Consider the following 12,443-nt stretch of genomic DNA (forward strand, 5'->3'; position numbering starts at 1 on the left):
CTCGATTAGGAGCAGCATGATGATTCGCTCAGTTTTTCTTCTCGTCCCTGTTGCGATGACCTTCTCGGCAGCAACCCTTGCGGATTGTAAGTCCCTCGCAAAAACCATACAGGGCGCAGCGCAAGCTGGTGATCTCGAGACGATCTCCAGGCAAGCGGAACAGATCGCAACGGAACCGACCTGTCCCGACTCCTATCGGCCAAAGCTGTCACGCATGGCCGCCTACGCTTATCTTCGTACTGCGAACAAGCGCATGGAAGCAGGCGCTAGCCTGCAAGCGCAAGGGGACCTCCTGCTCAAGTCATTAGACTTTGCGCTGACCTGGCAAGCCTTGGCAATGCTCGGCGATATCGAACACGAAGAAAAGCGTTATGAGCGTTCATCGCTCTATTATCAGCAGGCACTTTCGGTCATCAATGATCCGGTCGCGACCGAAGCCGAGCCTCCGCAAGCGGTGATTGCCACCATTCATCAAAAGGCGGCCGAAGCCCGTATGCTTGCGGACAGGTACGTGGCAACCCCTATCAATCATCGCTCTGGAGTCGCTGAAGGGCTGGCACTGAGTTCGGTGCGCAGCTTCACCGTCAAGCGTGTTCCATTGCCTGTCACCTACGAGAGCGGTTCGACACGATTTACTCCCAAAGGGGCTGAAGCGGCCGAAGACCTCGCAACTATGCTCCTGAAACGTACTCCAAGTTCAATCTCTATCATTGGTCACACCGATGATCGGGGGACGGAAGCCGAGAATCAGCGCCTCTCACAAAAACGTGCCGATGCACTCGCGGAGTTTTTGCGCACTCGAGGTTACAAGGGTAAGATTATTACCGAGGGAGCAGGCGAATCGCAGCCCGCCGCCATCAGTGATCCGAGCATTTACAACCAAGAGGAAATCTGGCAACTCAATCGTCGTGTTGAGCTCGTTTGGCCAGAGAATTCCTGATGTTTTTCGAAATGAGGCACATCCGACACTATACGGGGCGGATGCTGAGCATCCGTATGGGACAAGCGTGTAAGACGCTGCTAAGCCTAACTGCTCTCTTAGCGTTGACAGCAGTCAGTGCGCAAGCTGAGATTCGGGCGCTGGTTGTTGGTATTGATCAGTATCAACATGCCGACCCACTTCATGGCGCCACCTCGGATGCCGAAGACATCGAACAGGCGCTGCGCAAAATCGGCGTCAAAGACCTGACCAAACGTCTTGACGCCGAGGCCACACGTGAACAACTCAGCAAGGATTGGGAACAGCTGCTGGCACGTTCCGAGCCCGGCGATATGATCGTCTTTACCTACGCCGGTCACGGTGCACAGGAAGATGAGCGCATTGCCGGTTCGGAAGCCGATAGTTATGACGAGGTCTTACTTTTGTTCGACTTCAATCCCGCTAATCAACGTCCAGCAGGACGCCTCTACGATGACGAACTGCATGAATGGTTTGCAAAGGCCGGCGAACGTGACATTGACGTGCTCTTCATCGCCGACGCCTGCCACTCTGGCACCCTGACCCGAGGTGTCGATCCACGCGCGGTCGGTTTGAGCTACCGCAACTACGCTTATGCAATCCCCGACGATCAGCTCGCGCTAGACTTGCCTTCCGACTTTTCGGCAGGAGAGGTTGAGGAGTTGGACAATGTGACCTTTTTTGCCGCCGCGCAAGAAAATGAGAAGGTTCCGGAGTTTTCGCTCTACGATGCAAACTGGCAACCCGCCCAGCGCGGCGCACTCAGTTGGGCCTTTTCACGTGCACTGGAAGGCCCGGCGGACGAAAATGCAGACAAGCAGCTGACCCTTGATGAATTAAAGCATTTTCTGCGTGCCAATGTTCGCGCAATTGCCAATTCCCGCCAAACACCAAACTTGCTTCCGGACAGCAATGGTGATCGAACGCTGCTTCCCATCGCAAAGCTGCCAGCAACCTTGACACGGTCGAATTGGCCGCAGCCGCGCATCAAGCTATCGGGCGATCCCTTTGCTGCTGAGAGGATCGTTCGAACCCTCGGGGATGTGATCGACTCTAGCCCGGCCGAAACAACGGATATCACCTTCGACCTCAATACCAGGGAAGCAATCTCGAGCGAGGGCGACGTCATTGCAAGTAATCTGAAAATCAGCGATATCCGTGCTGTTATCGAAAAATGGCAAGCATTGCAGCGACTCAAATATGAACGCTATGGTGACCGACTTACCACCAAAATCATCCCCGACGATGGCACGCATCGGCGTGGAGTGCAAGTTGGCTTCTTTTTTTCCAGGATCGAGCAACCCTACTTCACACTTTATAGTTTATCCGGTGATGGCACCCTGTATTTCCATTACCCGCTTGATGGTGATTCGGAAACTATCGACGCGACAGTTCCGTTCGAGCTTTTCTTCGAGGTGACACCACCTTATGGCGCTGATCATATGATTGCAGTGACCAGTAGCGAGCCTTTGGTTGAACTAAACAAGCGACTGCGTAAACTGGACGGCACGCAAAACGCGCGAGCCGCCGCTGAAGCGACACTCGAGGTTTTGCGCAGTGGCCGCCGGCAACTTGGAATGCAAGGGCTTTTTACCGCACCATGATTGCTGTTCTTTTGTTGCTTTTTCCTTTGAGCACCGGTTTATTGTTCGCCGATGAAATTGCATCGGACGTCGATGTCACCGGAGGCGCAATCATCCTCGATCCTGACGCGGCCTTGGACGAGTTTTGGAGCGAAGAAGCAGATGCACCCGAAAAAATTGACGAACCCGCGACCTCAGGTCCACTAGGTACAGTCGAGACATCCAAAACCTTATTGGAAACCGACGAATCTGAACCAACGGATGAGAAGACGGGGGGGGCAACAGCCGGGCAAACAGATGACCTCTCGGCGTCGGCCACCAACACGAAACCACGCATCGCTGTTCTCGACTTTGAGGTTCGAGGTGATCTTGGCATAGCAGACGCTGGTTCAATTATTGCTGAATGGATGACCCGTGCACTTGAAAAAACGCAGACATTCATACTCACTGAACGTGTTTTATTGAGTAAGATTCTGGAGGAGCAAGAGCTTCAATCCAGTTACCTTGTTGATCAATCCAGTCAAGCGGCGCGAGCAGGTGAGATGCTTGGTGTCGACGCTATTATTACTGGGACTGTCATTAAGTGGGCTGGAACTATCTCAATCGTCGCGCGCTTGGTCGACACTAATACAAGTGAGATTCTTGCAACCGCCGAAGTTAAAACCAAAAATCTAGACCACATTCCTGATCAGATTAGCCTGCTTGCACGTCAACTTGCTGATCCCTATCAGTCGCCAGACGATGAGCAGCCTCTAGAATTTCAACCGATTGCAGAACCAAGCCACCTGTCCGGAAATCCAGCGCAATTACAGCTCGAATTCTTGCCCAAACCTCGATTTCGGGTTGGTGATAACATTCGGTTTCGAATTCGGACAGCGAAACCCGGATATCTTCTGGTTTTCCATGTCGACGTCACTGGGGAACTCTCAAAACTCTACCCCTTCTCTGATTCTGAACAGAATCGCAATGCTGTACATCTTGCACCAGAGCACCCGATTACAGTTCCAGGTACCTACGATGGCATTCAATTGACTGCAAGCGAGCCTTCTGGACGTGGCTATCTGATCGCAATCTTATCGAATCGGCCTATTTCTGAAGAAGATATCGCGCTGGCTCCAACAGAAGGCCAAATGGATGTGAAATTGCGCTGGGCTGAACAAGCACATCCGCCGACGGACTATTCGCTGGCAACTGAATCCTATGTCATCACACTAAAATAAGAGGCTCCGTCAGGGAGGGGAGCGACGTGAAGAGTCCTTGTGCGGAATGCACCGAGCCGCTGGCGGTTTGGTTCATCTGCTCCCAGACCTTCGGGTACAATAGGGATGGGAACCTCCTCTACCGCCACATCGCCTTCACCCCCGTGATCGTCGCCCCCGGTCAGTCGCGGGTGGTACCCCTGGCACCGGAATTTGTCCAACCCCAAGACGGGGCCGACAAGCAGGATTGTGAACTCAATGCCGCCAAGCGCTGGCCTGCCGCCTGGGGCGATCGCTACGCTCCCTGGGGCGTGACACTGTTGGGCGACGATCTCTATTGCCATCAGCCATTGTGCGAGGATGCCTTAGCCAGAGGCTTGCAGGTGCTGTTTGTTTGCAAGCCCGATTCCCATGGAACGCTCTACGAATGGGTAAGCGACTTTGAACGCAGCGGCGATTTGCAGACCCTGGAGCGCACCACATGGAATGTGGCGCCAACGGCTCACCGAACGCTATCCCTTCATCAACCAAGTCCCTCTGCGCAACCATGACGACGCTTTGCACCTGAATTGGTGCGAACTCACCGTGACCGACACCAAAGGTAAAGTGGTGTTTCGCAAGGCCTGGGTGACTTCCCACCACCTGCATGCCGGCACGGTCGTGGTTATTGCCACTGTCGGGCGCACCCGCTCAAAAATCGAGAACGAAAATAATAATGTGCTGAAAAACCAGGGCGATCACTTCGAGCATAACTTCGGTCACGGCAAACAGCACTTGGCCAACTTGCTGGCCACGCTGATTGTGCTAGCGTATCTGATACACACCACGCTTGACTGGATTGATGTCTACTATCGCACCGTGCGCGGGTTATTGCCCTCTCGTCGCACTTTCTTTGAGCATCTGAGAGCCTTGCTGCAATATCTGTGGTTCGAGAGTTGGGATCATTTGCTGAAATTTATGCTCAATGAACTGGAAGGCAAAATCCCTGACACTGGGTAGGGGCTTAAATTGAGAACTGCTGGGGGATAGCAGCGGATCTTATCTCTGGGGCGGGCTTGCGCTATGCTTGCCGGGCTATGAATCAAGCCCAATGCACTGAACTCTTCCGCCGCTTGCGCGCGGCCAATCCCCAACCCACAACAGAACTGCAGTACAGCTCGACGTTTGAGTTGTTGATTGCGGTGATGCTCTCCGCCCAGGCGACGGATCGGAGCGTCAACCGTGTCACAGCCAATCTGTTTCCGGTGGCCAATACCCCGGCCGCGATTCTGGCCCTTGGTGAGGAGGGGCTGATCGCACATATTCGCACCATCGGGCTGTTTAACAGCAAGGCCAGAAATATTCTCAAGACCTGCGCCCAGCTGCTTGAACGCCATCAGGGCCAGGTGCCGCACGAGCGGGCAGCGCTCGAAGCCCTGCCTGGTGTCGGACGCAAGACGGCCAATGTACTGCTGAACACCGCCTTCGGCGAGCCAACCGTGGCGGTCGATACCCACATTTTTCGGGTCGCCAATCGCACCGGTCTCGCGCCTGGCGACACGCCGCTGGCGGTGGAGCAGCACCTGCTGCGGCGGATTCCAGAGGAATTTTTGCTAGATGCCCATCACTGGCTGATCCTGCATGGTCGCTATCTGTGCACGGCTCGGCGGCCGCGCTGTGATGAATGCCCAATTGCCGATCTGTGTGATTATCGGGCCTCGGCGGCAACCGCATAATGTCAACGGCCAACCACATTCAGCTGCGCGGTCTGCGCCAGCACAATCTCAAAAATCTCGATCTCGACCTGCCGCTGGGTGAGCTGATTCTGGTCACTGGCGTGTCTGGCTGTGGCAAGTCGTCCTTGGCCTTCGACACCCTCTATGCCGAAGGCCAGCGGCGTTATGTCGAGACCTTCTCGCCCTATGCGCGCCAGTTTCTTGATCGCATGGATCGCCCAGCGGCGGATCGCATTGAGGGCATTCCGCCGGCCATTGCCATTGATCAGACCAATCCGGTGCGCAGCTCGCGCTCCACCGTCGGCACCATGACGGAGCTGAATGATCATCTCAAGCTGTTGTTTGCACGGGCGGCGCGCTTGTTCTGCCCCGGATGTGGGCATGAGGTGCGGTGCGATACACCGGCAAGTATTTGGGCCGACCTGCGCCATCGCGGCGGTGATGATCCGCCCCGCGCCTTGATTACGTTCGCCGTCGCGGTGCCGGAGACCCTCACCCCGGCGCAGGTTAAGGAACTGCTGGCGCAGCAGGGCTACGCCCGCATTCTGAACACATCGACACAACAGATTGAGGTTATCCAGGATCGGCTGCGACTGACGGAGGATAACCGTGAACGCGCGCTGGAGGCGATCGAAGCCGCGCTGGATCAGGGGCGTGGGCAGCTCAAAGTGTATCCACTTGATGCTGAACGCCAACCGTTGGCGCCCTGGCCTTTTTCGGCTGCGCGCCATTGTCCGACCTGCGATCTCCGCTGGCAGGCGCCGCATCCCGGGCTGTTTTCGTTCAACTCCCCGGCCGGCGCCTGCTCGCATTGTCGTGGCTTTGGCCGGGTGATCGGCATCGACTGGACGCTGGTGATTCCAGATCCGCACAAATCGCTGCTCGATGGTGCGGTGAAGCCCATACAGTCGGCCAGCTATGCCGAGGTGCAACAGGATCTGATCCGCTTCGCCGATCAACGAGGTATCCCGACCGATATCCCCTGGTCCGCTTTGAGCGCTACGGAGCGCCGTTGGGTCATTGAAGGCGAAGGCGACTGGGAGAGCGGCGTCTGGTATGGGCTGACCCGCTTGTTTGACTGGCTGGAAAGCCGGGCATACAAGATGCACGTTCGGGTGCTGCTATCGCGCTATCGTAGCTATGAGCGCTGCCCGGAGTGCCAGGGAGCGCGCTTGATCGATGAAGCCCTCGACTGGCGTCTGGGTGATCACGCTTTGGCGGATCAGGCCCTGGAACGGTCGGCACGTTTCCGTCATGGACGCGCCACCCTGCCCGATCTGGCCTGGCTGGGACAGCCCGGGCTGAATCTGCATGACCTGATGACCTTGCCCATCGCTCGCCTGGCGGCCTTCTTTCAGGGGCTTGAACTGCCGGGTGCCATGGATCAGGCCATGGGGTTATTGCTGGAGAACATCCGCAAGCGGCTCGATTATCTGGTCGCAGTGGGCCTGAACTACCTGACCCTGGATCGCCAGTCCCGCACCCTGTCGGGCGGTGAAGTGCAGCGCATCAACCTGACTACGGCCTTGGGCACCTCGTTGGTCAACAGTCTGTTTGTGTTGGACGAGCCCAGCATCGGCTTGCATCCGCGCGACCTTGAGCGAGTGCTGGGGATTCTTACTCGGCTGCGCGATCAGGGCAACACGCTGGTGGTGGTGGAGCATGATCCACAGTTGATCCGTGCGGCGGATCGGGTTCTGGATCTGGGGCCCGGTCCTGGTGAGCGTGGCGGGCAGCTGTTGTTCAATGGACCACCGGCAGCGCTGTTGGAACAGCCGCAGTCCCTGACCGGAGACTATCTAAGCGGCCGCCGCCAACTGAGCGGCCTGCGCACGCCCTGCCCGCCCGAGCTGCATGGCCCGGTGCTGCGGGTGCGCGGCGCGACCCAGCACAATTTGCAGGGCATTGATGTCGAGTTTCCGCTGCGCCGTTTGGTGGTGGTAACAGGCGTGTCCGGCTCGGGCAAATCAACCTTGGTGCATCAGGTGCTCTATCTGGGCCTAAGCCGCAGCAAAGGCCATGCGGAGGCTGAGCCTGGCCAGTGTGAGACGCTTGAAGGGGCCGAACTGATCGAAGACGCCATTTTGATCGATCAGGCGCCGATTGGACGTAGCGCACGTTCCAATCCGGCCAGCTTTGTTGGTGCGCTCGATCCACTGCGCAAACGCTTTGCTGCTACGCCGCAGGCGCGTGACCAGGGATTCACCGCCGGACACTTTAGCTTCAATTCCGGCGCGGGGCGGTGTCCGAGCTGCGGCGGCTCAGGCTTCGAGCAGGTGGAGATGCAGTTTTTGTCTGATGTCTATCTGCGCTGCCCTGACTGCGACGGCCAGCGCTACCGCCCCGACGTGCTCGACATCCGCCTGCCGGCCGACAGCCCCCGCCCCGGGGCTAATATCGCCGAGATTCTGGAGCTGACGGTGGCTGAAGCTCTGGCGATCTTTGACCAGGATCGGGAGGTCGTCCGCGCCTTGCAGCCGCTGCAAGCGGTCGGACTTGAATATCTGCGCCTCGGCCAGCCGGTGCCGACCCTGTCGGGCGGCGAAGCGCAGCGTCTCAAACTGGCCGGTCATCTGGCCAAAGCGGGTCGGCGGCGCAAGGGTCGTACAGCCACAGCCGGTGGTTTGCTGTTCCTGCTGGATGAGCCAACCACCGGTCTCCATTCCGCTGACATTGCCACCCTGCTGGGAGCGTTGCAACGCTTACTGGAGGCGGGCCATTCGCTGATTGTCATCGAGCACAATCTGGACCTGATGCGCGCGGCCGACTGGATCATTGATCTCGGCCCCGAGGGCGGTGATCAAGGCGGAACGCTGGTGGCAACTGGCACGCTAGCCGCACTCGCCCAGCATCCCAGCAGCCACACCGGCCGTGTGCTGCGTGACGAGGCGGCCGCGAGTGCTGAGCTGATGCGGGCATTGGACCGGGTGGCTGAAGCGCCGGGGCCGGACTATGCCGCCACGACGGTGGCCGAGCATGCCGGTGACCAGATGGGCAACCAGATCGGCATCCGCCATGCCCGCGAACACAATCTCCGCGATCTGTCGCTGGACATCGAACGCGGGCGTTTGGTCGTCATCACTGGCGTGTCCGGCAGCGGTAAAAGTACCCTGGCCTTTGATGTGCTCTTTGCTGAAGGACAGCGGCGCTATCTGGAATCACTGAATGCCTATGCGCGTCAGTTCGTACAGCCGGCTGTCAAAGCCGAGGTCGATGCCATTGTCGGCATTCCGCCAACCGTGGCCATTGAACAGCGTACCAGCCGGGGCGGGCGCAAGAGTACACTGGGCACCCTCACTGAGATTCATCATTCGCTGCGCCTGCTCTATGTCAAGCTGGGCGTGCCACATTGTCCGGACTGCCAGGTGCCGGTCGCGCCCCAGAGTCTCGACGCCATTCTCAAGCAAGTATTCGATGCCTTTGACGGTCAGACGGTCGAATGGCTTGCCCCCCAGGTAATCGCGCGCAAGGGGCTGTATAACGACCTAGCGGCCTGGGCGGCCAAGCAGGGCTATGAGTATCTGCTTGTTGATGGCGCGCCAGTGCCAACCCAGGCTTGGCCCAAGCTGGAGCGCTATCGCGAACATTCGATTGATCTGCCGCTCGGATGCCTCCATCTGGACCCCAACACGCCAGCCGCCGCTCACTCCCAACTCGAACAGGCACTGCAACTCGGCCAAGGATTGGTACGAGTGCGTCCGGCAGCGGCGCCTTACTCAAGCGCACGCAATTTTTCCACCCAGCGCACCTGCCCCAGCTGCGGACGTGGCTTTGCCGAACCCGATCCGCGCTTGTTTTCCTACAACTCACGCCACGGGTGGTGCCCCAGCTGTTTCGGCACTGGCGTGCAATTGAGCGGTTTTGATGCGGAACACAGTGGCGAGGAGCGTCAGTGGCACGCGGTTGAGAGCGCCCCGACCTGCCCCAGTTGCCAGGGCCAGCGACTAAACCCCGAAGCTCTGGCGGTGCGATTTCGTGATCAGTCGATTGGCGCGCTCTCAGCCCAAACCGTCACTCAGGTCGCGGCCTTTCTGGCCGGGCTTACACTTAGCGACCGCGAGGCCGCCATCGCCACTGATCTGCTCGCCGAGGTGCGTGGCCGACTCAACTTTCTCGAACAGGTCGGTCTTGGCTACCTGACCCTGGATCGCGCCGCGCCCACGCTGTCTGGCGGGGAGGCCCAGCGCATCCGCCTCGCTGCGCAGCTGGGCTCCAACCTGCGCGGGGTGTGCTACATTCTCGACGAACCCAGCATTGGCCTGCACCCGCGCGACAACCAACGACTGCTGGCAACGCTGGAGGATCTGCGTGACCGCGGCAATACCGTGCTGGTGGTCGAGCATGATCAGGCGTTCATGCACCGCGCTGAGGAGATTATCGACTTGGGACCTGGTGCAGGTGTGCAGGGCGGCCAACTGGTGGCGCGCGGCACCGCCGCTGAGCTGATGGCAAATCCAGCATCCATCACCGGGCGCTATCTGGCGCGCGCCCCTGCCCATCCCAAGCCAAGTTCCCAGCCCCAACGCCAGCCCCAGCCCGACCCCGAGGCTCCCAGGCAACCGCTGCGCATCCAGGGTGCCACCCTGAATAACCTAAACAACCTGGATGTGGAGATTCCGCTGGCGCGCCTGGTGTGCGTGACCGGCGTCTCCGGCTCCGGTAAATCCACCCTGGTGCGGGATTTGATCGGTGCCTCGCTGCGCAACCTGCTCAGCGGCGCGGAGGTAATCGGTTGTCGTTCCCTTAGTGGCTGGCAACGCCTGGCTCGGGTGCTGGAAGTGGATCAAACCCCGATTGGCAAAACCCCGCGTTCCTGTCCCGCCACCTATGTCGGCTTCTGGGATAAGATCCGCCGCCTGTTCGCCGCCACACCCGAGGCACGCATGCTCGGCTGGGGACCGGGTCGTTTCTCTTTTAATACCAAAGGTGGGCGTTGCGAAGCCTGCGAAGGCCAGGGGTTTCAGCGGCTGGAAATGAGCTTTTTACCTGATGTCACTCATGAATGCGAACACTGTCGGGGCAGCCGTTTCAATGCCGAAACCAATGCGATTCGTTATCTGGGCCACCGCATCGGCGAGGTACTGGCCATGCCGGTGGATCAGGCGGTCGAGGTCTTCCAGGCCCATTCCGCCATCCGCCAGCCGCTCGAACTGCTGCAAGCCGTCGGCCTTGGCTACCTGACCCTCGGCCAGCCCAGCCCCACCCTGTCGGGTGGTGAAGCCCAACGCATCAAGCTGGTCAGCGAACTCGGCAAGGCCCGCACCAGCCCCACCGGCACCGCCATTCGCCCAACGCTCTACCTGCTTGATGAGCCCAGCGTGGGTCTGCACATGGCCGATGTCGAGCGCCTGATCGCCGTCTTGCGCCGCCTGGTCAGCGTCGGTCATTCTGTGCTGGTGATTGAGCATGATCTCGATCTGATCGCCGCCTCCGACTGGATCATCGACCTGGGGCCGGAAGGCGGCGATGCGGGGGGTAAATTAGTGATGGCAGGAACACCCGAGCACTTCACCGCTGCTGGCACTGGCATCAGCAAAACCGCTGAAGCATTGCGGGAGCGCCGGACTCACTGATGGAAGCGCAGACGCGTCTGCCGCTGTTGTGCCAGGGCTTCCCAGTTGGCATAGGGGGCTGGTGGCTGATAGCCGTGGGTCTGTGCATCATAGTGCCCTTCCACACCGGTGATGGCACGCATCAGATCGCTGGCGGCGGCTTTAACACCATCATCGGTGATGCGGGCACCGGCCCAGAAGTCATTGCCCGGCCAGGAGACCGGATCCCAGGCCACCAGGCTGTAGAGTCGGCAGTGGCTGAGGTCATCGCCCGGCTCCGCGTAGCGTTCGGGCGGGCATAGCTGTGTCTTGTCTGCATTGCCCTGTAACAGCGGGCGTACCAGCAACGACAGCGTGCCAAACTCATGGCGCTGGTTGCTGCATTCGGTATAGGGATCATAGTAGATCATGCGTATCTGGGGCAGGTGTTCAGCCTGCTGTTCCAGCAGCGCCATCAGTGCCTTTTTAAGCGACTCGCCAAGGGTGCCGGCAAAGGGGCCGGCAAACTGTCCGCATCCCAGACCGGGAATCGTGATCACAGCGCCCTGCCCTCGTGCGAGCGCATCAGCGTTGACATAATCCAGCAAGGGCTGCAAGCGCCTTGCATAGAGCGCATAATAACCAGCAGGATCCAACTGCCTATCGCGCGTCACAGCAGCCCAGTCAGCGGGTACGCAGCCGCGCCCATTGCGTAGCAGTGCACCGGAGATAAACAGCAAAGTGGCATCCAGTGGCTGTGCATGCAAAGCCGGGCTGTGATGGCGGCCATCGTCAAACACCCATACCGGAACGGCGACACCAAGATCTCCGAGCAGGGACAATTCCGTCTGATTCCAGTCGCGTCCATCGCCATAGACGGCGGATTCGGCAAAATACTGCGGTCGTTTGGTGTTGATCAGTCGCTCCAAAAACTCAGCCTGGCTCAGTTCACTGACCACCGCCCGGCCCCCTGCGGCACCATTAGCCTCTTCGCCCTCTTTGGTTTCCTCGGTTTTTTCGGTTTCTTCGGATAGGGCGGCTTGCAAAAAGGCTCCGGCCTCGGCTAATCCATTATCGATCAGGTGCTGACGATAAGCCGCTAGCGCCTGGATGCTGTGTGCCGACAACAGCCATTGATACGCGGGCTGCGCGCCTGCTGCGGCGCTGGTTAGCGTCGCACCGCTCAACCGGTTGACTCCCTGCTGCATCTGCAAATCTGCTGCTCCGAATTTCATGCGCAAAAGTGCATATTCGGTAATTCGCTCTCCGTTGATAGCACCCGGTTAAAGCTGGGCGAGCAACTGGAGTCCTGGTTGAGCAGTCCCAACCGGAGGCGCTCAGTCCGTTCCAACAAGATCGCCTTGACCCGTTTGAACGGGGTGAACCGCTCAATGTCCGGGTCAGTCAATCGGGCTAAAACGTTTCGCGCAGCGTTCTCGTCAGCCTGCAACACAACC

The 12,443-nt window shown here is 58.9% G+C and carries 8 protein-coding genes and 1 pseudogene; 7 read left to right on the forward strand and 2 right to left on the reverse strand.

Annotated features, from left to right (window positions below):
- Window positions 1–16 precede the first annotated feature (16 nt).
- From CKO36_RS09400 to uvrA, 7 genes are all read left to right on the forward strand, one after another.
- On the forward strand, window positions 17–940 hold the full coding sequence (locus tag CKO36_RS09400) for an OmpA family protein (RefSeq protein WP_200283799.1): 924 nt from the start codon (window positions 17–19) through the stop codon (window positions 938–940).
- Window positions 940–2,562, forward strand: a complete 1,623-nt coding sequence (locus tag CKO36_RS09405) for a caspase family protein (RefSeq protein ID WP_200283800.1) — start codon at window positions 940–942, stop codon at window positions 2,560–2,562. The genes CKO36_RS09400 and CKO36_RS09405 overlap by 1 nt, the downstream gene beginning before the upstream one ends.
- Complete coding sequence (locus CKO36_RS09410; protein ID WP_200283801.1) at window positions 2,559–3,761, forward strand: DUF4384 domain-containing protein; 1,203 nt, start codon at window positions 2,559–2,561, stop codon at window positions 3,759–3,761. Before CKO36_RS09405 ends, CKO36_RS09410 begins: the two co-directional genes overlap by 4 nt.
- Window positions 3,762–3,787: 26 nt before the next feature.
- Window positions 3,788–4,291, forward strand: coding sequence for a hypothetical protein (locus CKO36_RS09415; protein WP_200283802.1), 504 nt, complete (start codon window positions 3,788–3,790; stop codon window positions 4,289–4,291).
- Window positions 4,227–4,739, forward strand: a complete 513-nt coding sequence (locus tag CKO36_RS09420) for a hypothetical protein (protein ID WP_200283803.1) — start codon at window positions 4,227–4,229, stop codon at window positions 4,737–4,739. Before CKO36_RS09415 ends, CKO36_RS09420 begins: the two co-directional genes overlap by 65 nt.
- Window positions 4,740–4,816: 77 nt before the next feature.
- Window positions 4,817–5,455, forward strand: a complete 639-nt coding sequence (gene nth, locus CKO36_RS09425; protein ID WP_200283804.1) for an endonuclease III — start codon at window positions 4,817–4,819, stop codon at window positions 5,453–5,455.
- Entirely contained in the window at window positions 5,455–11,028 is a 5,574-nt protein-coding gene (gene uvrA / locus CKO36_RS09430; protein ID WP_200283805.1) for an excinuclease ABC subunit UvrA, read from the forward strand. Before nth ends, uvrA begins: the two co-directional genes overlap by 1 nt.
- On the opposite strand, the gene CKO36_RS09435 is transcribed toward uvrA, so the two are convergent.
- Entirely contained in the window at window positions 11,022–12,221 is a 1,200-nt protein-coding gene (locus CKO36_RS09435) for a hypothetical protein (RefSeq protein ID WP_242469497.1), read from the reverse strand. The genes uvrA and CKO36_RS09435 overlap by 7 nt on opposite strands.
- Window positions 12,218–12,443: pseudogene (locus tag CKO36_RS09440) on the reverse strand (RNA-guided endonuclease TnpB family protein); the annotation flags it as partial. The pseudogene CKO36_RS09440 and the gene CKO36_RS09435, both read right to left, overlap by 4 nt.

Source organism: Rhabdochromatium marinum, assembly GCF_016583795.1.
GTDB classification, from domain to species: Bacteria; Pseudomonadota; Gammaproteobacteria; order Chromatiales; family Chromatiaceae; genus Rhabdochromatium; species Rhabdochromatium marinum.